Origin of the sequence: Methylorubrum rhodinum, from assembly GCF_014199935.1 — a bacterium.
GTDB classification, from domain to species: domain Bacteria; phylum Pseudomonadota; class Alphaproteobacteria; order Rhizobiales; family Beijerinckiaceae; genus Methylobacterium; species Methylobacterium rhodinum.
Genome location: NZ_JACHOP010000006.1, coordinates 205,891 through 229,729 on the forward strand (window position 1 = coordinate 205,891; position 23,839 = coordinate 229,729).

A 23,839-nucleotide genomic window follows, 5' to 3' on the forward strand; every position below is an offset into this window, starting at 1 on the left:
TCACTGTCGAAAGAGCTGTAATGCGATCATTGAAATAGTTCTGGAACTTTGCAAGTTTTGTGGGCATTGTCGTCTGAGGCTCGCGCTCGGCCTTTTTGTCTGCCATGCGAAGGGTGCATTGTGCGATACGAACTCGACACCGACGGTGCATGGCTCGTCGATCCGAACGAATTGGCGCAGCGGCTCGGCATGGCGACCAGCCACCTGCTCAGTCAGATGCGGCGCGGTTTGGTGTCCACGACGATCGTGTCCGGCAGCGGCCTCGACCAGGGACGATCACGGATCACGGTCCAGGCCGCCGGCACCGCATGGCAGGGAACCTTCGATGACGGGGGCACCTTGATGAGCGAGGTCTCGTTCTGAACGCATGTCAGAGCAAGCGACGCCGTCGGCGATATTTTTACGGATCGACACGACACAAGCGCGAAATGGTTCCGGAAATTGTCCGGGATGCGGCGATCATTGTCCGTAAAAGGCCATTGATTTTTTCTGCTTAAGCGCCGACGAATTTCGTCTGATTGTCAAATCATCCTATCGATACGGAGAGAGTAGTGCGCATTCTTGTCGGCTGCGAGATGATCTACGAGTTCCCGCAAGCCACGCCGATCATTGCGTTGCTCAACGTCCACTCCTCGCGGTTCTCCGATCTCGAGCGGCCGGACTACCTTCTGACCTCGCCCTCCGTGGCGCTGGAGGGCTATCGCGACGGCTTCGGCAACTGGTGCAATCGCATGATCGCGCCGGCCGGCCGGTTCACGCTCCGCACCGATACGGTGGTGCGCGACGACGGCCTGTGGGATCCGACCGTGCAGGCCTCGCAGGAAATACCGGTCGAACGCCTTCCGTCCGACATCCTGCAGTTCCTGCTGGGCAGCCGGTACTGCGAGACCGACCGCCTGTCGCAAACCGCCTGGGACCTGTTCGGACACCTGCCCGCGGGCTGGTCCCGGGTGCAGGCCATCTGCGACTATGTGCACGAGCGCATCGCCTTCGGATACGAGCATTCGCGGCCGACCCGGACCGCCGCCGAAGCCTTCGACGAGCAACGCGGCGTCTGTCGCGATTACGCGCATCTGGCGATCACGTTCTGTCGATGTCTGAACATCCCGGCCCGCTACTGCACCGGCTATGTCAGCGATATCGGCCTGCCGCTGCCGCATGCGCCCGGCGACTTCGCGGCGTGGATGGAAGTCTATCTCGCGGGCGCTTGGCACACCTTCGATCCGCGCAACAACAGCCCTCGCATCGGCCGGATCCTGATCGCGCACGGCCGCGACGCGGCCGATGTCCCGTTGACCCTCACCTTCGGCGCCAACACGCTCACGGGGTTCCGCGTCACGACCGAGGAGGCGGCCGATTGATGCGCCGTCTGCCGACGGATGCACGACGAATTCACGTGGCCAGACAAGGGGACCGGTATGTCGGATGTCGCGTTGGACGAGGCCTTCCGGAACGGAAAGGACGCGCACCGCGGCGGCGTGCTGCGGGCCGACAACCCGTTCCCCGAACTGTCGGACGAAGCGCTGGAATGGTTCGAAGGCTGGGACGACGCGAAGCACGACGACCTCGAAGCGACCGACCACGGCGGGCGTTGAGGCCGCCGACGGAGCCGATCCTCGAGACGGCCGTCCCGCGTTGTCGGACCGTGGCGGGATGTCGTGTCCGGTGAGGACGCCGTGTCCGCAGGTCGCGACGGACGAGGCCGGGGCGGTGACGGCGCCACGACGCCTGCCGATCTTGAGGATCTTTGTCGAACCCTTGGATTGTGCGCCCCGGGCGATTCCACGGGACGGCACGGGCCGGGCGGGCTAGAAGGCCGATCTCGACCTGTGCGCTGTCCGATGTCCGAACCGTCTCACGTGTCCCTCGTCCACGACCCGTTGCGGCTCGCCAGCCTCGCGTCGCTCGGCCTGCTCGACACGCAGCCGGAGGCCGAGTTCGACGACATCGCGCAGCTCGCCGCCCTCGTCTGCAACGTGCCGGTCGCCCTCGTCAGCCTCGTGGCCGGGGACCGGCAGTGGTTCAAGGCGCGCGTCGGCTTTCCACGCTGCGAAACCGGCCTCAACGCCTCGGTCTGCGCCTACGCCCTGAGCGAGCCGGACATCCTGACCATTTCCGATCTGAGCCTCGATCCGCGCACGCGCGACAACCCGCTCGTGACGGGCGACCCCTTCATCCGCTTCTATGCCGGCGTGCCCCTGCACGCTCCGGACGGGCAGACCCTCGGCAGCCTGTGCGTGATCGACCGGACCCCGCGCCCCGACGGCCTGACCGCCGACCAGGCCGAGAGCCTGCGCGGGCTCGGACGTCAGGTGGCGACGGTCCTGCGCGGGCGGCAGGTCAACCAGGAACTGAAGGCGGCCCGCGACGCCCTGCGGATCTCGGAGGACCGGCTGACCTTCGCCTTCGATGCGTCCGGCAGCGTCGGCTGGTGGGATTGGGACATCCCGACCGACCGCCTCTACGCCGGAGAGCGCTTCGCCCGGATGTTCGGGGTCGATCCCGCCGAGGCGGCAAGAGGCGCGCCGTTGGCCGCTTTCGTGGGGGGCATCCATCCCGACGACCGCGAGTGGGTCGGCGCCCGCATCCGGCAGGCGATCGAGACGGCGGGAGACTTCAGCGAGGAGTACCGGCTGCGCCACGCCGACGGCTCGGTCACCTGGGTTCATGCGCGGGGCCGCTGCTATCACGACGGGGCCGGGAGGCCGCTGCGTTATCCCGGCGTGGTGGTCGATGTGACGGCGCGGCGGCTGGCCGAGGCGGCCCGCATCGCGACCGAGGCGCGGCTCAACACGGTGATGGAAACCGTGCCGGTCGGCATCCTGCTGGCCGAAGCCCCCTCGGGCCGCATCCTCATGGGCAACCGGTGTCTGGCCGACATCCTCGGGCACGACACGCTCTACGCCGCGTCGAGCGACGCCTATGGCGGGTTCGTCGCCTATCACGCCGACGGCCGCCTCGTGACGGCACGGGACTATCCCTTGGCGCAGATCACCGGCGGAGAGACCAAGCAGGCTTCGCTGGAAGCGCAGTATCAGCGGCCTGACGGGACGCGGCGCTGGATCGCGATCTCGGGCGAGGCCATCGAGAACGATCGGGGCGAGACGATCGGCGCCGTGGTCGCGGTCACCGACATCAGCGACCGCAAGGCCGCCGAAGCGAATCAGGACCTCCTCAACCGCGAGCTGTCGCATCGCCTCAAGAATACCCTGACGCTGGTGCAGTCGATCGCCTCGCAGACCCTGCGCAACACCCCGGACCTCGACGCCGCCCGGGACGCGCTCACGGCCCGGCTGATCGTACTGGGCAAGGCGCACGACGTCCTGCTCTCCGGTCCGAACGACAGCGCCCGCGTGGATCAGATCGTGCAGAGCGCCTTGAGCCTGCACGACGACACGGGCGGTCGGTTCCAGGTCGCCGGCCCGGCTTTTTCCATCGGTCCCGCGGCGGCGCTGTCGCTCGGGCTGATGCTGCATGAACTCGCGACCAATGCGGCCAAGTACGGCGCCCTGTCCGTACCCGAGGGCGATATCTCGATCGGCTGGTCGCTTCACGGTGAGGGCGACGCCGCCGAGTTCCGGCTCGAATGGTGTGAGACCGGCGGGCCTCCGGTGTCGCCGCCGACCCGCAAGGGATTCGGCTCCCGCCTGATCCAACGCGGCTTGGCCGGGGGGGCGGTCGCGCTCGTCTACCCCGTCACCGGGGTCCGCTGCACCTTCACGGCACCGATTGCAGGATTGCGCCTGGACGCGTGACGCTGCCCCAACGCACATGACTCGGCCGATCCGGCAGAAAGCTTTCCGTCCATGCCCTTCACCCCCAACGCGGTCGCCCTCGTGGCCGAAGACGAGCCGCTGGTGCGGATGGAAACGGCCGACATCCTCGCCGATGCGGGATTCGAGGTGCTCGAAGCCAGTACGGCGCCGGCCGCCCTGGCCTGCCTGGAGGAAGGCCGCGCGATCACGTTGCTGTTCACCGATGTCTTGATGCCGGGCGCATTCGATGGGCTGGCCCTGGCCTACAAGGTCCGCCGCCGCTGGACGCACCTGCCGATCGTCATCGTCTCCGGCAACGTCGCGCTCACGGCCGCGCAAATGCCGGACAACGCGCGGTTTCTCCCGAAGCCCTACTACGCGCGGGCGCTGGCGCGGCTGATCCACGACATGGGTGTGTGCGGCAACTCCGCGTAATACCAATCGGCGATGATCATGACTCATCGCCGATTGCCCGCGCGACGGCGCGGCGGCGGCCGTCCGCCGGACGCACGGAACAGGACCATCGGTCATGGTCCGTGCAACTTGGTATAAGACCGCTTCAGGCGCGCAAACCGGTCGGGGATGTGCCGGGCCGGCCTTTCGCGGGCGTGACGATCGGAGTGCTCACGCCGCAGCGCGTGCCGGGCGTCTTCGCGGGCTCCTTCGCGCACACGCTCCTGCTCATTCGGTCGGCGCCGAATGAGCACGGACGCGGCCCCCGGACCCGCGATCCCGCGACGTCGGCCGTGCGGCTGCTCGACCCGGATGAGGCGGAGGGTTGCCCCCTCCCGCCCTCAGCGATGATGATCGTATAGATCGCCGGGGTCCAGTGTCGAGCAGCCTAGCCACATGCCTGGGCCGTTGAAATAAGCCGCGCGGCATGCGGATTCGAATGAGGACGACGTCAGCGGCTGCCTGATCTCGTCGCTGTGGAGACTGCACCCTTGTTCGCCGGCGCGGCGGCGATGACCTTCGGGATCGTCTTCTTCGGCTTCTTCGTCTCGCGGTTTCCGCGCTTCTTCTCGCTGGCCATGTCGTGATTCCTCGTTCAGGGATGTCGGGACGGCACGCGATGCGCGTTCACGAGCGGGCCTCGATCGAGACCGCCATCGGAAGATTGCCGGGCCAGTATCGGACGATGAAGCGTGTCCGGTCCCAGAGTTCGATCGGATGATCGTCCAGCAGCGTCAGGGCGACCGCCTTCGCCTCGATGTCGTTCCGTGCGCGCAGCGTTCGCCCGGCTCCCTCGCGGCCGGTCCGTCCGACATCGTAGAGCCGGTAGCCCGGCGTGCCACCGCCGTGATCGCTCAACTGGATAATATTGGTCATCATGCCCGCCTGTATGATCCAGGCGGGGACATCATGCGCCCTCAGCCATCGGAGCCTGAGTGTCGCTCTTCCGATGGTGATCCGACACTGCGCCTTTTTGGTGGGGAAAGATAGCCTTTACGAAGGGGTGAAAATCTTTCCAGGTCAATCCGATTCGACACGCTCCCGTTCTACGGTAATTGCGCCGGGTATGATCTGTTGCCGTCGCGGGCGCCGGGCCTGACCTGACCGGCTGGTTTTGGACCGTGCCGGCCGACGAGGATGCGCAGACCCGCACCGTCTTTGCCCTGGTTTCCGAGTGCGGCCGCTATGGCGACCCGCCGCGTCACCGCGCTCGCGCACAGCCGGGCGCGCCATGGGAGAACGGGGACTGTGAGAGCTTCGACGGCACGCGGCGCGACGAGGGCTCGAGGCAGGAGATCTTCTCCTCGCTCGAGGAAACCCAGGCCGTGATCGCCCTGGGGCAGACCACCGGCAACCGCGTCCGGCCGGATTCGCCGCTCGGCTACCGGCCGCCCGCGCCTGTCGGCTTCCCCGATCTGGCCGTCCGGCTACCGATGGTGGCGGGTCGATCCTCACGACGCGTGCCGTCCACGGCCGGGGGCGCACTCCAGGGAGAGGAAGCGGTCGTTCCGTCGGCGCCAGACCCTGTGTTCCCCAGGACACAAACTGTGTAACATTGTTTCATTGTGCATCGCGGCACCTTGACCGGGGCGCCCCCATCGGCAAGTTTCTCAGGGCCAAGGTTCCCGCGGGTTTCGGTCCGTGGGCGAAGAGGGAATTCGGTGGGCTCTCCGGAGCGAGGCCGAAGCTGTCCCCGCAACTGTGAGCGGCGAGCCCCTGCCGTCCGGGTCACTGGTGCCATGCACCGGGAAGGCCAGGCCGGGGCCCCGACCCGCGAGCCAGGAGACCTGCCTTCGGCAACGACACGTCTCTCGGGCGGGGTGTCCCGGCGGAGCGCAGGAGCGGGCCCGGCCGATCAGGCCGGTTCCCGCGAGGGCATCCGCACGGCCGCCGCTCGACAACCTTGAGCGCCTTGGTGACCCTTCGTCCGAGCCCGATAGCCCCAACCTCCACGCCGGCGAGCGCATCCGCCGGACGGCGTCGCGCGCCGCGCCTCGCCTTGGCCGCCCTGCTCTCGGCCGGTGCGCCGGGCTTCGAAGCCCGCGCGCAGGAGAGCACGACCCTGGACGAGATCTCGGTCGCCGGAGAGGGCGCGGGGCGGGGCGGCGGCAACGCTCCTCCCTCCGGACGGACGGTGGCCTCCGGTACGATCGGCCTGATCGGGCCGACGCCGGGCTACCGGGCCGACCGGGCGGTCAGCTCGACCAAGACCGACACGCCCCAGCGCGACGTGCCGCAGATCGTCACCGTCGCCCTGCGGGAGGTCATCACCGACCTCGCCGCCACCCGCGTCGACCGCGTGTTCAACTACACGCCCGGAATCGCCCAGCAGAACAATTTCGGCGGCCTGACCGTGTTCAGCTACGCCATCCGCGGCGTCACCACCTCGGAAATCTACAAGAACGGCTTCCCGCTCAACCGGGGCTTCCCGCCGCCGCCCGACGCCCAGAACGTCGAGCGCATCGAGGTGCTGAAAGGGCCCGGCGGCGGCCTGTTCGGGCGCAGCGATCCGGGCGGCCTCGTCAACATCATCACCAAGCAGCCCACGCGTGAGCGCTTCGTCGAGATGGGCGGCCTGTGGGGCTCGTTCGAGCAGGTCCGCGGCACCGTCGATTCCGGCGGCGCCTTGAACGAGGACGGCACTTTGCTCTACCGCTTCAACCTTGCGGCGGGCCGCCAGAACAGTTTTCGCGATTTCGTGGATGGCGATCGCCTGCTCTTCGCGCCGGTGATCTCCTGGCAGGTCACGCCCGACACCAAGATCACCGTCGAGACCGAGTTCCTGCGCAACCGCATCGTGTTCGACCGCGGCGTCGTCGCGGTGGGTGGGCGGCTCGGCGTCATCCCGATCTCGCGCTTCCTCGGCGAACCGGGCCAGAGCACGTACCAGACCAACAACTCGATGCAGGTGCGGGTCGATCACCGCTTCGACGCCGACTGGCAGATGCGGCTCGCCACCTACTTCAACACCGGTACGCTGGAGGGCGAATCCGCCGAGATCCGCGCCATCACCGACAAAGGCGTTGCCTCCCGCGACCGCAACCTGCGCGACTACCGCTGGGACGTGGCGATCGGTCAGGCGGAACTCGTCGGCCGGTTCGAGACGGCGGGGATCGGCCACACGCTGCTGCTCGGTTTCGAGCGCGAGAGCACCGACAGCCGGACGGTCTACAACCGCTCCACGATCCGGCCGGGTTCGACCTACGAAATCGACATCTATAATCCGCAATACGGGCAGGCGCTGCCGCCGATCGACCGCTTCCGCAACAACCTGGAGCGGATCACCAACACTGCCCTCTACGTGCAGGACCAGATCGCGCTGAGTCCGGAATGGAAGGCGCTGGTCGGCGCGCGCTTCGACTTCTTCGAGCAGTCGTTCCGCGAGCGCACCCCGCGCTCCCAGGTCGACCAGACCTATTTCGCGGCCACGCCCCGCGCCGGCCTCGTCTACCAGCCGACCCCCGAACTTGCCCTCTACGCCAATGTCGGCACGAGCTTCCGGCCGAATATCGGCCCGGACGCCGCCGCCTCGTCGGCATCCGGCCCTTTCGCGCCGGAGACCGGCATCGGCTACGACGTCGGCGCCAAGCTCGACCTGTTCGGCGGCAACCTCGGCCTGACAGCGGCCCTGTTCCGGGTCGATCGGCAGAACGTGCTCACGCCGCAGCCCGGCGGCACCGGCTTCTCCGTGGCCGTGGGCGGCGCACGCAGCGAAGGCTTCGAACTGACCGCCGCCGGCCAGATCACGCCGGAGATCAAGCTGCTTGCCGGCTACGTCTACGCCGACGCCGTGATCACGAAGGCCCTGGATCCGAGGCTGGCTCCGGGCACGCCGCTCATCAACGTGCCGCGCCATTCGGGCAGCCTGCTCGCCGTCTATGAGGTTCCAGCCGGGCCCTGGAAAGGATTCGGACTCGGCGGCGGCGTCCGCGGCGTCGGCGACCGGGCAGCGAATTCCGAAAACTCCTTCAGTCTGCCGGCCTACGTCGCCGTCGATGCCCTGGCCTATTGGCGCTACGAGAACTTCCGCTTCGGGCTGAACGTCGAGAACGTGTTCGACAGCGAGTATTACGAAAGCTCGCTCAATCAGTTCCGGGTCTATCCAGGCTCGCCGCGCCGCTTCACCGGCACGATGACGGTGCGGTTCTGATGGGCGCCACCCTTCTTCCAGCCGACGCGCCGGTCCTGGCGATCGACGGCGCGGTCAAGCGCTTCGGGAGCCGCACCGCACTCGCCGGGCTCGACCTGCGCCTCGGCGACGGCGAGGTGTTCGCGCTGCTCGGCCCCAACGGGGCGGGCAAGACCACGACGATCAACCTGATCCTCGGCTTCCTCCGGGCGGAGGCCGGATCGGTCCGGGTCTGCGGGATCGATGCCGGGGCGGACCCCGTCGGCGCGCGCCGGCACGTGGCCTACATCCCCGAGCAGGTCGCGCTCTATCCCGGCCTCTCGGGTGTGGAGAACCTGCGCTATTTCGCGACGCTCGCCGGCCTCGACCTGTCGAAGGACGAGGCGCGGGCCCTCCTCGCCGAGGCCGGGCTCGCCCCGGAGGCCCATGGGCGCAAGGCCGGCGCCTACTCCAAGGGCATGCGCCAGAAGGTCGGCATCGCGGTGGCGCTAGCGCGCCGGGCGCGGCTGCTGCTGCTCGACGAGCCGACCTCCGGCCTCGACCCCAGCGCCGCGGCGGACTTCTCCGCCACCATTCGCGCGGCGGCCGGGCGGGGCACCGCGGTCCTGATGGCGACCCACGATCTCTACCGGGTGCGCGAGATGGCCGGCCGCGTCGGCGTGCTGAGCGGAGGGCGGATCGTCGAGGAGATCGACCCCAAGACCCTCGACCACGTCGCCCTGGAGCGCCTCTACATCGACCGCCTCGCGGAGGGTGCCGCATGAAGAGGATCGGCGCGGAACTCGCGCTGTGCCTGCGCGACGCGCGGCTGCGCTGGATCGGCGCGGTGCTCGCCCTGCTCCTCGCCGTCGCCGGGCTCGGCGCATGGCGCGACGCCGTGCGCTACGGGCACCAAGTCGACGCGGTCACCGCCGCCGAGCGCGCGCGCTGGCTCGGGCAGGATGCCAAGAACCCGCACTCGGCCGACCATTTCGGCCTGTGGGTGTTCAAGCCCTCGGCGCCGCTCGCCGTGCTCGATCCCGGCAGCGAGCCGTATACCGGGCGAATGGTGCGGGTGGAGGCCCACGTCTTCAACGACGCGGTCTACCGCGCCGTGCAGGAGGCCGGCCCGCTCGCCCGCGCCGGCCTCGGCAGCGTCGCCGACATCGTCGGGCTCGTGGTGCCGCTCGCCGCGATCCTGCTCGGCTTCTCCGCCTTCGCCGCCGACCGCGAGCGCGGCACCCTCCGCCTCGCGCTGGGCAACGGCATCGCGCCGGGACCGCTCTTCGCCGGGCGGTTCGCCGCGCTGCTGCTCGCCCTCGTTCTCGTCGTCGGCCTGCCGCTCCTCGGCATCGGCGCGCTGGCGGCCCTGAGCGGGGACGCCGCCGGATGGCAGGCCTGGCCGCGCCTGCTCGCCTGGGTCGCGGCGCAGCTCGCCTACGCCGCCCTGTTCCTTCTCGTCGCGATGCTCGTGTCGCTCGTCGCCCGCACGGCCCGCCACGCGCTCGCCGCCGCGCTCGTGATCTGGGTCGGGCTGTGCATCGCCGCGCCCCGCCTCGCCACCGCCGCGGTCGAGACTCTCGTGCCGGCCGTGTCGCACCGCGAGGTTCGCGCCCGCATCGACGCGGAGCTGCGCCCCCACAGGACGGCGGAGGCCAACGACAGCCGCACCCGCGAGGTCCTGGCGCGCTACGGCGTGAGCGAGGCCGACGCGCTGCCCGTCGATCTGCGCGGCCTGATGATGGTCGAGAACGACGAGCACCATTTCGAGCTCTACGACCGCGAGTTCGGCGCGCTGTTCGACGGCCTCGCGGCGCGGGAACGGGCCTTCGCCTGGGCCGGCCTCCTCTCGCCGCGCGTCGCCCTGCAGGCCCTGTCGCAGACGCTCGCCGGCACCGACTTCGCCCAGCACGCCCACTTCGTCTGGACCGCGGAGGCCTATCGCCGCGCGATCTCCGAGCGGATGAACGCCGAGATCCGCGACCGTCCGCAGCGCGGGGGCGCGACGCTCGTGGCCGGCCCCGAATTGTGGCGGGACATCCCGCCCTTCGCCCACGCGCCGCTGCCGTTGAGCCGCGGACTGGCCGATGCCGTCGTGCCGACCCTGGTGCTCGCCCTCTGGCTCGCCGGGCTCGCCGGGCTGTGCGTGCCCCTGGTCCGGAGGCTGAAGCCGTGAGCGCCGCCCGCTTTCCCCGTCTGCTCGCGGCCGAACTCCGCCTGATCCTGCGCGAGCGCCTCACCTGGGCGATCCTCGCCGGCCTCGTCGCGGCGCTCTGCCTCGCCGCCTGGACCGGTGCCGGGCGCGTCGCCGCCGAGCGGGCGGCGCTGGCCGCCGCCGCCGCCGATGGCGAGCGGGCCGTCCGCGAGGCCAAGGCCGCGCATCTCCGCTACGGCCAACCCGCCGCGATCACGGTGAACTACTGGCAGGATCCGACCGACGCCTTCGGCTACATGAGCTACTTCATGGCGGCCTACGCGGTGAAGCCGCCGACGCCGCTCGCCGTCCTCGCCGCCGGGCAGTCCGACGTGCAGCCGGCGGTGACGAAGATCGGCTTCGGCTTCAGCACGGTGTTCGACGACACCGCCACCGAGATCGGCTCGGCGGCCGCCCTGCGGCTCGGGCCGTTCGATCTCGCCTTCGTCCTCGTCGTCCTCGTACCCCTCGCGATCATCGCGCTCGCCGGCACGCGCCTCTCGTCCGAGCACGACAGCGGCATCCTGCGGATGATCGCGGCGCAGCCCACGCGTCCGCGCCACGTGGCCGGCGCCAAATTCGCCGCCGCCGCCCTCGTCGCCGTCGCGGGCGTGCTCGGCGGGACGGTGGCCGGCCTCTGGCTCTCGGGCGGCCTCGGGGACCTCGCCGGCTGGTGGGGCACGGCGGCGCTTCTCGCGGCGGCGCTCGCGGCCTACGTCGTGTTCTGGGTGGCGGCCTGCGCGCTCGCCGCGAGCCTGTGGCGCGGGGCCGTGGCGGCCCTGGCGGCCCTCGTGCTGGCCTGGGCCTGCCTCACCATCGCCCTGCCGACCGCGCTCGGCCTCGCGATCGAGGCCCTGGCGCCGGCTCCGTCGCGGATCGCCGCGATCGACGCGAGCCGGCAGGCGCAGGCCCGCTTCTATGCCGGCGACGAGGCCCGGAGAGTCACCGCCGCTTGGCTCGCCGCGAAGCTCCCGGAGGATGCGCGCCGGCTCGATCTCGCCGACAGGCCCGAGCTGAAGCGCCTCGCCCGCGACGCCACCTACGACGCGGCCCTGGCGGATCATCGCGCGGCGGCGCGCGCGCAGGCGCTCACGGCCGCAGCCTGGAGCCGACGGCTCGCGCTGCTCTCGCCCGCGACCGCCCTCGCCCTCGCCCTGGAGACCGCCGCCGGCACCGATGCCGGGCGGCACGCGGAGTTCCTCGCCGCCTCCGCCGATTTCCGGCGCGGCCTGCGCAGCTTCTTCGAGCCGCGCATCCTCGCCCAGGCCGTCAGCCCGGCCGCCGTCTGCGCCGGCTGCCCGGCCCGACTCGACTTCGACGCCTACGATGCCGTGCCGGCCTTCGCCCCCGCCGATACGCGGGAGGCCGCCGGGCGGCAGGCGCTCCTGACCTTCGCGTGCCTCGCGGTCGCGACCCTTCTCCTCGTGGCCCTGGCATTCCGGCGCCTGACCGAATGGCCCGCATGACCGTCGCGTCCCGATGGAGCGCACCAGGGGCCCCGCCCCCCGCGGCACGGTCCGGTCCCCGATCCGGCGAGGCCGGCCGCGCCGCGGCTTCCGCGCGGGCGCGCCGCTACGCGCTCGGCCTCGTGCCGGTGCTCGACACCATCGCCGGCGAGGCCGGGCGGACGGCGCAGATCCTCGCCCGCGAACTCACCCGCCGCGCCGTCCGCAAGCCGCGCGGCGGGACCGTCTGGACGCCCGCCGACGTCCGCAAGCTCCTGCACCGCCTCGGAAACGCACCGCGCCGATGACCCCTTCACCCGCCGTCGGAACGCCCGCCGCGGCCCGCATCGCCTCCATCGACGCCCTGCGCGGGCTCGTCATGCTGCTGATGCTCGTCGATCACGTGCGCGACTTCTTCTACCTGCACGTCCCGGTGCGCGATCCCATGGATCTCGCCGCGACGCCACCCGGTCTCGCTGTGACGCGGCTGGCCTCGCATCTCTGCGCGCCGGTCTTCCTTCTGCTCACCGGCCTCTCGGCCCATCTCTACGGGCAGAAGCACGGCGTGCGTGCCGCCGGCGCGTTCCTGTTCACCCGCGGGCTCCTGCTGATCGTGCTGGAGGTGACGCTGGTGAACCTCGCCTGGACCCGCAGCCTGTTCCCGCCGATCCTCTATCTGCAGGTGATCTGGGCGATCGGCCTCAGCATGGTGGCGCTGGCCGCCCTGCTCTGGCTGCCGCGGGCCCTGCTCGTCCTCGCCGCCGCCGCTCTCGTCCTCGGCCACAACGGCCTCGACGGGCTCGTGCTCGAACCCGGCGAGACCGGCTACGTGGTATGGTCGATCCTGCACCAGCGCGGGCTGATCGAACTGCCCTGGGGCGGCATGGCGCGCACCTCCTACCCCGTCCTGCCCTGGATCGGCGCGGCCGCCGCGGGCTACCTCCTCGGACCGGTCTTCGCCGGCTCGGTCGCACCGAAGGATCGCCGCGCCCGCCTCCTCGCGCTCGGCGGCGCCGCGCTCTCGGCCTTCGTCGTCCTGCGCGGGCTCAACGGCTACGGCGACCCGGTGTCGTGGCAGCCGGGCGAAACGCCCCTGCTCACGGCCCTCTCCTTCGTCAACCTCACCAAATATCCGCCCTCGGCCGACTACCTGCTGATGACGCTGGGCGTCGGCCTCTGGCTTCTCGCCCTGTTCGAAACCGTACCGGACCGCGCGCTGGCCGGCCTGCGCACCTTCGGCGGCGCGCCGCTGTTCTTCTACCTCGTGCATCTCTGGCTGCTGCGCCTGCTTCACGACGGTGCCGCCAACCTCGGCTTCGCCGGACCGTCGAACCGAGTCGAGCTGGGCTCGGCGCTGCAGATCTGGCTCGTCGCCGCGATTCTCGCATGGCCCCTCTGGGCCGTCTGCCGTTCGATGGTCAGGCTGAAGCGCCATGCGGGCGGGGCTTGGTTGCGCTACCTCTGATACCGATCGGCGATGATCATGACTCGTCGCCGATTGCCCGCACGACTGCGCGGCGGCGGCCGTCCGCCGGACTCACGGGACAGGACCATCGGTCCTGTCCCGTGCAACTTAGTATGAGAGCCTGTTTGACTATGCCTGCCAGTCTTGGGCGCGGTGATCGGCACGGAGCAGGCGGTGGCAGTTGGCGATGCTGACAGCATCCTCGGCGGCGGTCGGGCTCTGCTCCCAATGCCGGGTCAGGCGGCGGTAACGCGTAGTCAGCGTGCCGAAGGTCGCTCTCATCCTGAGCCTGTCTGAAGGAACCTTCTTCTCGCCATCGGTGCCACGCACCCCGGCTTGTGACGCCGATGCCACGCGTCTCGCGAGTCCAGGATCGCCGTCTTGGGTTCGGCCGGACGCCCGCGCTTCTGCCGCACCGCCTGCGTCTCCGGTCAGCAGCGGCGCGACCGTCCCCAATTAGGCATCCGTCAGGTCGCTCGGGTAGCGACCACCTCGATCCCGATACGTCTTACGATCTGCGTCCGTCCTCATCGGCTTCTCCTCACGAAGCCAACGCGCAACTGTGCCGCCCAGCCAAACAGGCTCTCATGCATAGGGATCGTGATCGCGGCTGCTAGGCCGCCGCGGCCACACCGCGTGTCCGCCGAAATCACGAATGGGCGACCCCGGACACGTCTCTGTGAGCGCGATCCGGCTACGCTTGCGTGACGAGCCCGTCCGGCCGGTCCACGTCGAAGCCCGTGGCCGCGTCGCCCAGCACCTCCAGCACGTCGGTCCGGCGGCTCAACAGCAGACCGGCGCCGCGGTCACCGGAAAGGGTCTTCAGAGCGTCTTTCAGCACCTTCAGATCGAGCAGGACCGGGTTGCCGCGGCGTTGATCCCGGACCGGGATCACCGCACTCGGCCTCGGCTCGGCGGCCCGGTAGGCCGCGATCAGCCCGTCGATATGGGCCGCCCCGATCCGCGGCATGTCGCCGAGCAGGACCAGGGCGGCTTGCGTTTCCTGTGGCAGGGCGGCGAGCCCGGCCTTCAGCGAGGTCGAGAGTCCGGCGGCAAAATCGGGATTTTCCACCAGGGTTAGGTCGAGCCCTTCGAGCGCCGCTGCAACCGGCCCGGTATGGGCGCCCAGCACCACCACGACCGGCCGCGCCGCCGAGGCGAGGGCCGCTTCCGCCGCGTGCCGCACCATCGGCTTGCCGGCGAAGGGCGCCAGCATCTTCGGCTGTGCCCCGAACCGGGTTCCGAGCCCGGCGGCGAGGATTACCGCGGCGATGCGGGGCTCAGGCATCCTCACCCGCCCTCGGCTGACCGCGCTGGGGGATCTCGCTGAGCAAGCCCCCGACGCCCATCCGCACGATGTCGGCCCGCGTCACGGCAAGCCCCGCGAGCAGCCGGTGCAGGACGAAATCGAAGCCGTTCTCCTTCGGCGAGCGGGCGCAGCCCGGCGCGCCGATCACCGGCATGGCGCCGAGATGGCCTAGCAGAAGGAGGTTGCCCGGATCGACCGGCATGCCGAACTGCTCGACCCGGCCGCCGGCCGCCTCCAGCCCGGCCGGGATCACATCGCGCCGGTCGGCGATGGCCGAGGCGCCGAAGACGACGGCGAGGTCGCACCTCTCGGCCGCCATCCGGGTCAGCGCCTCGGCCACCGCGGCGGCCGTATGCGGAACGCGGGTCTCGGCGACGATCGCGGCACCCGCCGGCGCGAGCCGATCCGCCAGCACCCGCAGGGTCTTGGCCACGGTCGCGGGCTTGAGGCCGGGCAGCAGCGTCGAGACCACGCCGACGCGCTTGAGCCGGTAGGGCGCGAGCCGCAGCGGCGGCCGGGGCGCGGCGGCGAGCGCCCGCTCCAGGCCGGCGCCGGCGACTGCGTAGGGAATGATCTTGATCGTCGCCACCATCTCGCCCGCCGCCACTGGGCGGAAGGCCGGTAGCGTCGCCACCGTGATCGCCTCGTCCACGAGGTTGACCGCATCGATCCCGGCGGGATCGACCAGCAGCACGCCCGCCGCCCCCGCCACGAGGTTGCAGCGGCCGGTGAAGGCCCGCTCCGGCGCCAGTCCCTCGCCGGCCAGATGCAGCGCCAGCCGGGCGGCGGCCTCGTCCTCGCCGACGTCGCCCGGATCGAGCCGCACGGCGATGATTTCGCCGTGGCCGGATTCGGCGAGAGCCCGCGCCTCCTCCGCCGGGATCGGCCGGCCCTTGCGCAGGGTCGCGCCTTCCGCCCGCACGGTGTGGGCCGCGATCAGGCCCGCGCTGTCGCGCGTGGCGACCGGTCCGAACCGCATCGGATCAGGCTCCCGTCCGCGCGGCAATCCGCTCGCGCCGCAGGGTCGCGATCACCTGGGCGAGGATTGCCAGCGCGATCTCGGCGGGGGAGACGGCGCCGATGTCGAGCCCGATCGGTGCGTGGATGCGGGCAATCTCTTCGTCTGCGAAGCCGGCCTGCTTCAGCCGCTCGACGCGGCGCGCATGCGTCTTGCGCGAGCCCAGCGCGCCGACATAGGCGCAGTCCGCCCGGAGTGCCGCGCTCAGGGCCGGATCGTCGATCTTGGGATCGTGGGTCAGGGCCAGCAGCGCGGTGTACGTGTCGAGCGCGATCGTCCGAAAAGCGGTGTCGGGCCACTCGGCGATCACCGTGACGCCGGGGAAGCGCTCGGGCGTGGCGAAAGCGGTGCGCGGATCGATCACGGTAAGGTCGAGCCCGAGCTGGCCCGCCATCGATGCCAGCGCCTGGGTGATGTGCACCGCGCCGACCACGATGAGCCGCACGGGCGGGGCGTGCACGGCGACGAAGAGCGGACGGCCTTGCGGATCCTCCACGAGGCCGCTGGCGCCGCTGGCGAGCCGCTTGCGCAGCGCCTCGGCCAGGGGATCGGCGTCGATCTCGGCACCCCGCACGAGGCGCTGGCGGCCGTCGGCCGGATCGGTGACGACGAGGGCCGGGCGGCGGGCGGCGCGCTCGGCGTTGAGGGCGGTCAGGGTGTCGAGGCGCATCGTTACCCTCAATCGACCCGTTCGACGAAGACGCGGATGCGCCCGCCGCAGGAGAGCCCGGCCCGCCACGCGGTCTCGTCGGCCACACCGAATTCGAGGGTGCGGGGTTGCCCGTCGCCGATCACGTCGAGCGCCTCTGTGATGACCTCGCCCTCGACGCAGCCGCCGGAGACCGAGCCGAGGAAGCGGCCGTCCGCATCGATGAGCAGGTGGCTGCCGACCGGGCGCGGGGCCGAGCCCCAGGTCTCGATCACGGTGGCGAGCGCGACCGCGCGGCCCTCGCGCCGCCAGGCCTCGGCGGCGCGCAGGATGTCGTCCTCGGTGGAGAGCATTCTTCGGGTCTCGGATCGTGCGGTCCGCTCGCCCAAGATTGACTTGAGACATCGACTTGTGTCGGAGCGGCCCATCCCCGACAGGTAGGCGCACGGCGCCGTTCCGCAATGCGGCGCGACAGGCCGCTTGCGCGGGCGGCGGCGGGCCTTATCAAGATCACCTCGCCGTTCGGGAAGGGTCATCGTTGTGACGGGACGGATCGCGCGCTCGGCCCTCGCCCTCCTGCTGCTGACCGGGGCCGCGCAGGCCGCCGAGCCCCTGCGGATCGGGCTGGCCCTCCCGCTCTCGGGCCCTGACGCCGGCTTCGGCCAGGGCGCCCGGCTCGGGGCCGAGCAGGCGGTGGCCGAGATCAACCGCGCGGGCGGCGTGCTGGGGCAGAAGATCCAGCTCGTGGTGCAGGACGACGGGGGCGACCCCAAGCAGGCATTGGCCGCGGCGCGCAAGCTCGCGAGCGGGGGCGTGCGCTTCGTCGTCGGCCACCTCAATTCGGGGGCGGCGGCCGCGGCGAGCCCGATCTACGAGGAGGCCGGCATCGTCTCGGTCGTGCCCGGCGCGACCTGGGCGCCGCTGACGCGCCGGGGCGCCGGCCTGCTGTTCCGGCTCGCCGGCAGCGATGCGCAGCAGGGGGCGCTGGGCGGCACGCTGCTGGCGCAGCGCTTCCGCGACCGGCCGGTGGCGATCGTCCACGACAAGACCAGCTTCGGCCGGGCGCTCGCCGACGAGGCCGCCCGCGCGCTGAAGGCCGGCGGGGGCCGCGAGCGGCTGTTCGAGGGCGTCTCCCGCGACGACCGCGAGGTAGCGGGGCTGGTGGCCAAGCTCCGGGCGCTCGGGATCGAGGCGGTCTATTTCGGCGGCCTCCAGGCGCCCGCCGCCCCGCTGGTCAAGGCGATGCGCGAGGCGGGCCTGACCACGACGCTGATCGGCAGCGACGGCCTCCTCGACAAGGACTTTTTGCAAGTTGCCGGCCCGGCCGCTGAGGGTACGCTGATGACGCTGGCGCCGTCGCCCTCGCGGCTGCCGGACGTCCGGGGCGCCGCCCGCGCACCGCGCACGCCGGAGGCCGAGATGTTCGCCGGGCCGGCCTACGCGGCGATCGAGGTGATCCGGCAGGGCGCCGAGGGCGCGCGCTCGACCGATCCGGCCAAGGTCGCGGCCCATCTCCACGGCGGGGCGCTCCTGCGCACGCTCATCGGCGAGGTCGCGTTCGACGCCCGCGGCGACCTCGCCCGGCCGCCCTTCGCGGTGGCGACGTGGCGCAAGCTCGCCGACGGCCGGATCGACTACGCGGGCACCGAGACCGCCCCATAAGCCGCAAAATCGGTCGGGTGCGAGCTTTCTCTTGACGATAAGCCCGCGTGCGGCGCCGCATATTCTTGCGCAAACCCCCTCCGACGCTTAAGTCGCGGGGCTGGTGCCCTTCGCGAAGCGCCCGCCGCCCCGGCTGTGATGCCGGGACGATGGCTCGGCTCACCGGGAATTTCGCGAGCGGCACCTGACGCCCGGCCCGCGCCTCGCGCACCCCGAGCCCGACGCTCGGCGGATCGGACCCGCGGATCTGCGCGTTCTGCACGACAGATTTTTCAGATTGGCCGGCGCGCCCCGTGCAGGCGGCTCGGCCGGAGACGAGTGTATGGCAAAAGAAGAACTGATGCAGTTCGACGGCTTGGTCGTCGAAATCCTGCCGGACGCGCGCTACCGGGTTCAGCTCGACCAGGGGCACGAGATCGTGGCCTACACGGCCGGCAAGATGAAGAAGAACCGCATCAAGACCCTGGCCGGAGACCGCGTCACCGTCGAGATGTCGCCCTACGATCTGGAGAAGGGCCGCCTGGTGTTCCGCCACAAGGACGAGCGTGGCCCGACCGGCCCCCGCCCGCCTCAGCGCGGCGGCCAGCAGTTCCGTCGCCGCTGACGCGGTATCGTCTGGAGAACGGCGGCCTCAGCGGTCGGATGCGGACGGGCTGGGCTTGCGCTTGGCTTCCGCCCGGCAGCGGTCGGAGCAGTAGCGCACCTCCTCCCAGACCCGCTCCCACTTCTTGCGCCACGCGAACGGGCGCCCGCACTGCGCGCAGATCTTCTGCGGGAGATCGCCCTTCCGGCGCATCGGCGGCACGGTGATTCCCCGTCTCAGCGCCCGAGATGGGGCACTTCCGCGAGCGGCACCGGGCTCCAGCGGGTGAGCAGCACGTAGCCGTCGCGGGCGGCGATCACGACCTGACGCCGGTGGCGATGCGTCACCGTTCCGGCCGCATGGCGGTGGGCCTCGCGCCAGCCCTCGGCCTCCGCCACGAAGACGCGGTTGTCGCCGAGTTTGGCGATCGTCTCGATCCGGCCGAAGGCGCGGATGCGGCGCAGAACCTCGTCCACGTCCTGGCGGAAATCGAGGGTGCGGTCGGCGTCGGTCACCCGCGGCCAGTACGAGCCGTCGCCCTGCGGCTCGGGCCGGCGCCAGCGCTCGGAGAGTTCGCGCCCGATCGGCCCGAGGGCGAGGCGGCGGGCCGCCATCTGACACTTGACCAGCAGGGTCTCGTGGCTCTCGCGCGGGTCGGTCGGGAACAGGTCCTGGGCCAGGATGTCGCCGGTGTCGAAGCCCTGCTCGGCCAGCACGTGGGCGGTCACGCCCCAACTCTCGTAGCGGTCCGTCACCGCCCGGAACAGCGGATAGGGCCCCCGCCCCGTCGGCAGCGGCGAGGGGTGGATGTTGAGGGCAAAACGCACCCGCCCGTGCCAGCCGCGCACCAGCCAGGGATAGCCCGCCACCACGAGCGCCACGTCGCGCCCGTGCTCCTTTGCGAGCCGTTCGATGTCGTCGGGCAGGATGCGCGAGAGCTGGATCGGGATGCGGTGGCGCCGGGCATGGGCCACCACGACGTCGTTGTGGTCGTAGATCGCGTCGCAGGGCCGGGTGAATAGCTTGACCGGCGTCCAGCCCGCCTCGACCAGCCCGTCGAAGACGGAGCCGAGGAAGTCGATGCCGGCGAACGCGAATTTCATCTCGGGCCCAATCTCGCTGATCCGCCTGCGACCTTAGGCGCCGGGGACGGGCGGGCTCGCCCAACTCCACGGCGGGCCGCCGGGCCTTAGCTAGCCGATTTGCGACACAGGTGAAGCCGGAGGGGTGCGGGCAAATGGATCGCGTGGTGATCTACGGGGGGACGGGCGGCATCGGCGGCGCCACGGCCCGCCTCCTGCGGGACCACGGCGTGCCGCTCCACCTCGTCGGCCGCGATGCCGGGCGCCTGGAACGGGCGGCCTCCGAACTCGGCGAGACCGGCTTCACCGCGGGGGACGTGACCGATCCGGGCCTGTTCGCCCGCGTCGCCGAGGCGGCGGGGGATCACCTCGGCGGTCTCGTCTACGCGGTCGGCACGATCCAGCTCGCGCCGGTGGCCAAGCTCACCCCTGAGCGGATCGAGGCGGATTTCCGCATCAACGCGCTCGGCGCCTTCCTGGCGGTGCAGGCCTCGGCCAAAGCGCTCAAGGCCGGGGCCGGAGAGGGCACGGCCGGCGTGGTGCTGTTCTCCACCGTCGCGGTCGCGCAGGGATTCGCCAACCACGCCTCGGTCGCCCTGGCGAAGGGCGCCGTCGAGGGGCTTGCCCTGTCGCTCGCCGCCGAGTTGGCGCCCGCGATCCGGGTCAACGTGGTGGCGCCCTCGCTGACGCGCACGCCGCTGGCCGAATCCATCACCCGCAACGAGGCGCTGGCCTCGGGGATCGCCGGCATGCACGCGCTCCAGCGCCTCGGCGAGCCGGAGGATGTCGCCGAACTCGCCGCCTTCCTCGTCGGCCCGCAGGCCGGCTACGTCACCGGACAGGTCGTCGGCGTCGATGGCGGGCGCTCGCGCCTGCGCACCAAGGGCTGAGGATTCCGGTGGTGAAGACTGGTTCGAAGACCCTTCGCCTGATCCTCGGCGACCAGCTTCACCGCCGCATCGCGACGCTCTCCGACCTCGATCCCGACACCGACATCGTCCTGATGGTCGAGGTGCGGGCCGAGGCGACCTATGTCCGCCACCACAAGCAGAAGATCGCCTTCCTGTTCGCGGCAATGCGCCACTTCGCCCGCGATCTCGAAGCGGAGGGCGTCACCGTCGATTACGTGCGCCTCGGCGACCCCGAGAACACCGGCTCGTTCGGCGGCGAACTGGAGCGGGCGTTCGAACGCCACACGCCGGAGCGCGTGGTCGTCACCGAGCCCGGCGAGTGGCGCGTCTGGGAGATGATGCAGGACTGGCGGGAAAGCCTGCCGCTGGAGATCCGCGAGGACAACCGCTTCCTCTGCTCGCGCGCCCGGTTCGAGGCCTGGGCGGAAGGGCGCAAGAGCCTGCGGATGGAGACGTTCTACCGCGACATGCGCAAGCGCACCGGCCTGTTGATGGAGGGGGCTGAGCCCGAGGGCGGGCGCTGGAATTTCGATGCCGAGAACCGAAAGGCCCTGCCGAAATCTCTGGAGCCGCCGGAGCGCCTCGCCTTCCAGCCGGACGCCATCACGCGGGAGGTGATCGAACTGGTCGAGGCCGAGTTCGGCGACCATTTCGGCCGGCTCGACGGTTTTTCCTGGCCCGTCACCCGGAAGGACGCGCTGAAAGTTCTGGCCGGCTTCCTGAAGGAGGGGCTGCCGCGCTTCGGCGACTATCAGGACGCCATGCGAACAAACGCGCCGTTCCTCTATCACGCCCTGATCTCGCCGATGCTGAACGCCGGCCTCCTCGACGCGGAGGAGGTCTGCCGCGCCGCCGAGCGCGCCTATCGTGAGGGCCGGGTGCCGCTGAACTGCGCCGAGGGCTTCATCCGCCAGATCCTCGGCTGGCGCGAATACGTGCGCGGCCTCTACTGGGCGCGGATGCCCGACTACGCCCGCAGCAACGCGCTCTCGGCGACGCGCGACCTGCCGTGGTTCTACTGGTCGGGCGAGACGGAGATGGCCTGTCTCGAGGCCTGCATCGGACAGACCCGCGACCACGCCTACGCCCACCACATCCAGCGCCTGATGGTGCTCGGCAACTTCGCGCTGATCGCCGGGATCGCACCGGCGCAGGTCGAGGAATGGTACCTCGTCGTCTATGCCGACGCCTACGAGTGGGTGGAACTGCCCAACGTCCACGGCATGGTGCTGTGGGCGGACGGCGGGGTGATGGGCTCCAAGCCCTACGCGGCGTCCGGCGCCTATATCGACCGGATGTCGGATTATTGCCGCGGGTGTGCCTACGACGTGAAGCTGAAGGCCGGTCTGACGGCCTGCCCGTTCAACTACCTCTATTGGAATTTTTTGATCGAGAACGCGGAGCGCCTGTCGGGCAACCCGCGCCTGAGCATGCCCTACCGAACCCTGGAGCGGTTCGGGCCGAAGCGCCGGGCCGAGATTACGGCGGATGCCAGCCGCTTCCTCGATACGCTATCGGCGGATCAGAGCGCGTTCCAGATCGCCAGCCCGAGATAGGGGCCGGGGCGGGTGCGCCCGTCGGCCTGCCCCTCGAACTGGCAGCCGGCCGAGAGGCGGAAGCGGTAGCCGCCGAGGGCGTAGTCCGTCGCGTGGAACCCGACGCTCCATTTCCGGTAGCCGGTGTGGTCGAGGTAGGCCGCCGCCTCGGGGCCGAGATAGGCGCCGAACAGGGCATATCCCCAGGACAGGCGGGCCCAAGCATCGCCCCTTGCCGAGCCGAGGATCACGGTGGCGGTCGCCAGCGTCGATTCCGTCGGCCGTGCCCAGACTTCGCCGTGCAGTCGCACGCCGCTGCGCAGGGGCAGCATCACCGCGCCGCCCGCGCCCGTCAGCATCTCGGCGGAGAGTTCGGGCCCCGCCATCACCGTCACCACGCCCCAGGGCCGGACGAACTGGTAGCCGCCGAGCGCCGCGCCGAGCAGGGTGGTCCGCACCAGCACCGGCAGGCGGCCCCCACCTTCCAGCCGCACCCCGCTGCCCGCACTCACCAGCACGACGGGTCCGTCCCGATCGAAGCGGTCGAAGGCGACCTTGGCGCCGCTGGTCGAGAAGGCGGAGGAACCGGCCTCCAGACTGCTGAAGAGGACGGTGCGCAAACCCGTCTCCTCCGCCCAGGCCGGGCTCCAGGCCAAAGCCGCAGCTAGCGAAGCCCACAGCCATCGCACGAGGCGGGCCGCCGTCTGCCGTGCGGCCGGGATCCTGCCGTCGCCCCTTCTTGCGCGGGTGCCGCTCCCCATCGGTGGTCGTGCGCCGTCATGCCGAGAGCGCAAAGATCTGTCACAATCTCAGGCTGTGACCAGAAGTTTATGAAATATTGACTGTTTTCGGCGCGGGGATAATCTCTAAGTTATCAATTCGATCGACATTCCAACTTCAGGATTATGACTGAAGCCCGGCTTGCCGCGGGAGTGATTCGCCGCACGTCGTCTGACGCGGTGCGGCGGGAACCGCTTGGCGGAATGTTCAGCTTGGGCTAGAGCCGCGCCTGTCCGAAGCCAATGGCCGAGCCGGTTTGTCCTCCGCTGCGCGCACCTCCGATGTTCTCACCTTGCTTGCGAGCCAGGAGAGCGAGCGGCTGACGGTCGGCGACATCATCGCCGTGCTGCGCGACCGCGCGTTCGCGCTGCTCGTGGTTCTGCTCGGCCTGCCCAACTGTCTGCCGATGCCGCCGCCGATTCCGCTGGTCTGCGGGCTCCTGCTGCTCGTCATCGCGGTGCAGATCGTGGCCGGCATGTCCTCGCCGTGGCTGCCCAAGCGCGTGCTCGGCCAGTCCGTCGCCCGCGAGACGGTGGCCAAGGCGGTCACCCGCGCGGTGCCGCTGCTGCGCCGGCTGGAGCGCTGGTCGAAGCCGCGCATGAGCGTGTTCGAGACCGCCCTCGGCATGCGCGGCACGGGCGTGCTGATCCTGGCGATGGCGCTGGCGCTGATCGTGGCGCCGCCCTTCTTCGGTCAGATCCCCCTAGGGCTCGCGGTCTCGCTGATCGGGCTCGGGCTGGTGGAGCGCGACGGCGTCGTCGTCCTGATCGGCGTCGTCATCGGCGGGGTCGGCGTCGGCATCTCGATCGGCTTCGTCTACACCCTGTTCGCCAGCGTGATGAGCGCGCTGCACTGGCTCAGCCAGTCGATTCCGGGGCTGGCCTCGTAAG

General features: G+C 70.7%; 25 protein-coding genes, 2 pseudogenes and 1 riboswitch. Of the genes and pseudogenes, 17 read left to right on the top strand and 10 right to left on the bottom strand.

What is annotated here, in order from left to right; genetic code table 11:
* Nucleotides 1–120 precede the first annotated feature (120 nt).
* The 5 genes from HNR00_RS25780 to HNR00_RS10100 all read left to right on the top strand — a co-directional run bounded on the left by HNR00_RS25780 (nt 121) and on the right by HNR00_RS10100 (nt 4,190).
* On the top strand, nt 121–363 hold the full coding sequence (locus HNR00_RS25780) for a DUF6522 family protein (protein ID WP_183568767.1): 243 nt from the start codon (nt 121–123) through the stop codon (nt 361–363).
* Nucleotides 364–551: 188 nt separating this feature from the next.
* A complete protein-coding gene (locus tag HNR00_RS10085; protein ID WP_183568770.1) occupies nt 552–1,361 on the top strand; it encodes a transglutaminase-like domain-containing protein in 810 nt (269 codons plus the stop codon).
* 18 nt (nt 1,362–1,379) lie between these two features.
* Nucleotides 1,380–1,595, top strand: a complete 216-nt coding sequence (locus HNR00_RS10090; protein WP_183568773.1) for a hypothetical protein — start codon at nt 1,380–1,382, stop codon at nt 1,593–1,595.
* Between the two features lie 246 nt (nt 1,596–1,841).
* Nucleotides 1,842–3,755 carry a PAS domain S-box protein gene (locus HNR00_RS10095; RefSeq protein WP_183568777.1) on the top strand — a complete coding sequence of 638 codons (1,914 nt, stop codon included), beginning with the start codon at nt 1,842–1,844 and terminating at the stop codon, nt 3,753–3,755.
* Nucleotides 3,756–3,806: 51 nt separating this feature from the next.
* Complete coding sequence (locus HNR00_RS10100; RefSeq protein WP_183568780.1) at nt 3,807–4,190, top strand: response regulator; 384 nt, start codon at nt 3,807–3,809, stop codon at nt 4,188–4,190.
* A 469-nt stretch (nt 4,191–4,659) separates the two neighbouring features.
* On the opposite strand, the gene HNR00_RS25785 is transcribed toward HNR00_RS10100, so the two are convergent.
* On the bottom strand, nt 4,660–4,788 hold the full coding sequence (locus tag HNR00_RS25785; RefSeq protein ID WP_281383303.1) for a hypothetical protein: 129 nt from the start codon (nt 4,786–4,788) through the stop codon (nt 4,660–4,662).
* A 47-nt stretch (nt 4,789–4,835) separates the two neighbouring features.
* Entirely contained in the window at nt 4,836–5,087 is a 252-nt protein-coding gene (locus HNR00_RS10105; RefSeq protein WP_183568783.1) for a hypothetical protein, read from the bottom strand.
* Nucleotides 5,088–5,428: 341 nt separating this feature from the next.
* Between HNR00_RS10105 and HNR00_RS10110 the strand changes: the two are divergent.
* The 7 genes and pseudogenes from HNR00_RS10110 to HNR00_RS10140 form a co-directional block, all read left to right on the top strand.
* Nucleotides 5,429–5,644: pseudogene (locus tag HNR00_RS10110) on the top strand (integrase core domain-containing protein); the annotation flags it as partial.
* A gap of 166 nt (nt 5,645–5,810) precedes the next feature.
* Nucleotides 5,811–6,018: riboswitch (cobalamin riboswitch) on the top strand.
* Nucleotides 6,019–6,216: 198 nt separating this feature from the next.
* Nucleotides 6,217–8,358, top strand: coding sequence for a TonB-dependent siderophore receptor (locus tag HNR00_RS10115; protein ID WP_183568933.1), 2,142 nt, complete (start codon nt 6,217–6,219; stop codon nt 8,356–8,358).
* Nucleotides 8,358–9,101, top strand: a complete 744-nt coding sequence (locus tag HNR00_RS10120; protein WP_183568786.1) for an ABC transporter ATP-binding protein — start codon at nt 8,358–8,360, stop codon at nt 9,099–9,101. Before HNR00_RS10115 ends, HNR00_RS10120 begins: the two co-directional genes overlap by 1 nt.
* Nucleotides 9,098–10,492: a DUF3526 domain-containing protein gene (locus HNR00_RS10125; RefSeq protein WP_183568789.1), complete on the top strand. Its 1,395-nt coding sequence runs from the start codon at nt 9,098–9,100 to the stop codon at nt 10,490–10,492. The genes HNR00_RS10120 and HNR00_RS10125 overlap by 4 nt, the downstream gene beginning before the upstream one ends.
* Nucleotides 10,489–11,976, top strand: coding sequence for an ABC transporter permease subunit (locus tag HNR00_RS10130; protein ID WP_183568792.1), 1,488 nt, complete (start codon nt 10,489–10,491; stop codon nt 11,974–11,976). Before HNR00_RS10125 ends, HNR00_RS10130 begins: the two co-directional genes overlap by 4 nt.
* The gene (locus HNR00_RS10135; RefSeq protein WP_246390496.1) at nt 11,973–12,263 is read left to right on the top strand and encodes a hypothetical protein; all 291 of its coding nucleotides are present in this window, start codon (nt 11,973–11,975) and stop codon (nt 12,261–12,263) included. Before HNR00_RS10130 ends, HNR00_RS10135 begins: the two co-directional genes overlap by 4 nt.
* Nucleotides 12,260–13,420: an acetyltransferase domain-containing protein gene (locus tag HNR00_RS10140; protein ID WP_183568797.1), complete on the top strand. Its 1,161-nt coding sequence runs from the start codon at nt 12,260–12,262 to the stop codon at nt 13,418–13,420. Before HNR00_RS10135 ends, HNR00_RS10140 begins: the two co-directional genes overlap by 4 nt.
* 129 nt (nt 13,421–13,549) lie before the next feature.
* Here the strand turns inward: HNR00_RS10140 and HNR00_RS10145 are convergent.
* The 5 genes and pseudogenes from HNR00_RS10145 to HNR00_RS10165 form a co-directional block, all read right to left on the bottom strand.
* Nucleotides 13,550–13,951, bottom strand: a pseudogene (locus tag HNR00_RS10145) (hypothetical protein).
* Nucleotides 13,952–14,114: 163 nt separating this feature from the next.
* Complete coding sequence (locus HNR00_RS10150; RefSeq protein ID WP_210306390.1) at nt 14,115–14,708, bottom strand: nucleotidyltransferase family protein; 594 nt, start codon at nt 14,706–14,708, stop codon at nt 14,115–14,117.
* Nucleotides 14,701–15,708 carry a molybdopterin-binding protein gene (locus HNR00_RS10155; RefSeq protein ID WP_183568803.1) on the bottom strand — a complete coding sequence of 336 codons (1,008 nt, stop codon included), beginning with the start codon at nt 15,706–15,708 and terminating at the stop codon, nt 14,701–14,703. Before HNR00_RS10155 ends, HNR00_RS10150 begins: the two co-directional genes overlap by 8 nt.
* A 4-nt stretch (nt 15,709–15,712) precedes the next feature.
* A complete protein-coding gene (locus tag HNR00_RS10160) occupies nt 15,713–16,417 on the bottom strand; it encodes an XdhC family protein (protein ID WP_183568806.1) in 705 nt (234 codons plus the stop codon).
* Nucleotides 16,418–16,425: 8 nt separating this feature from the next.
* Nucleotides 16,426–16,749 carry an XdhC family protein gene (locus tag HNR00_RS10165; RefSeq protein WP_183568810.1) on the bottom strand — a complete coding sequence of 108 codons (324 nt, stop codon included), beginning with the start codon at nt 16,747–16,749 and terminating at the stop codon, nt 16,426–16,428.
* A gap of 187 nt (nt 16,750–16,936) precedes the next feature.
* Here HNR00_RS10165 and HNR00_RS10170 point away from each other — a divergent pair, with 187 nt between their 5' ends.
* Together HNR00_RS10170 and infA are read left to right on the top strand one after the other, a co-directional pair.
* Nucleotides 16,937–18,058: a branched-chain amino acid ABC transporter substrate-binding protein gene (locus tag HNR00_RS10170; RefSeq protein WP_183568813.1), complete on the top strand. Its 1,122-nt coding sequence runs from the start codon at nt 16,937–16,939 to the stop codon at nt 18,056–18,058.
* Nucleotides 18,059–18,380: 322 nt separating this feature from the next.
* Entirely contained in the window at nt 18,381–18,662 is a 282-nt protein-coding gene (infA, locus tag HNR00_RS10175) for a translation initiation factor IF-1 (protein ID WP_056239380.1), read from the top strand.
* A gap of 27 nt (nt 18,663–18,689) precedes the next feature.
* Here the strand turns inward: infA and HNR00_RS10180 are convergent, their stop codons facing one another.
* Both HNR00_RS10180 and HNR00_RS10185 read right to left on the bottom strand, forming a co-directional pair.
* Nucleotides 18,690–18,863, bottom strand: coding sequence for a DUF2256 domain-containing protein (locus HNR00_RS10180; protein ID WP_183568816.1), 174 nt, complete (start codon nt 18,861–18,863; stop codon nt 18,690–18,692).
* 14 nt (nt 18,864–18,877) lie between these two features.
* The gene (locus HNR00_RS10185) at nt 18,878–19,744 is read right to left on the bottom strand and encodes a formyltransferase family protein (protein WP_183568819.1); all 867 of its coding nucleotides are present in this window, start codon (nt 19,742–19,744) and stop codon (nt 18,878–18,880) included.
* 134 nt (nt 19,745–19,878) lie between these two features.
* Between HNR00_RS10185 and HNR00_RS10190 the strand changes: the two genes are divergently transcribed.
* Together HNR00_RS10190 and HNR00_RS10195 are read left to right on the top strand one after the other, a co-directional pair.
* Nucleotides 19,879–20,613, top strand: a complete 735-nt coding sequence (locus HNR00_RS10190; RefSeq protein ID WP_183568822.1) for an SDR family NAD(P)-dependent oxidoreductase — start codon at nt 19,879–19,881, stop codon at nt 20,611–20,613.
* An 11-nt stretch (nt 20,614–20,624) separates the two neighbouring features.
* On the top strand, nt 20,625–22,190 hold the full coding sequence (locus HNR00_RS10195) for a cryptochrome/photolyase family protein (RefSeq protein ID WP_183568825.1): 1,566 nt from the start codon (nt 20,625–20,627) through the stop codon (nt 22,188–22,190).
* On the opposite strand, the gene bcsS is transcribed toward HNR00_RS10195, so the two are convergent.
* Nucleotides 22,157–22,789 carry a cellulose biosynthesis protein BcsS gene (bcsS, locus tag HNR00_RS10200; protein ID WP_246390498.1) on the bottom strand — a complete coding sequence of 211 codons (633 nt, stop codon included), beginning with the start codon at nt 22,787–22,789 and terminating at the stop codon, nt 22,157–22,159. The two genes, HNR00_RS10195 and bcsS, sit on opposite strands and share 34 nt — an antisense overlap.
* 416 nt (nt 22,790–23,205) lie before the next feature.
* On the opposite strand from bcsS, the gene HNR00_RS10205 reads away from it, so the two are divergent.
* Nucleotides 23,206–23,838 (top strand): exopolysaccharide biosynthesis protein, encoded by a 633-nt coding sequence (locus tag HNR00_RS10205; RefSeq protein WP_281383304.1) that lies wholly within the window; start codon nt 23,206–23,208, stop codon nt 23,836–23,838.
* Nucleotide 23,839: the final 1 nt, after the last annotated feature.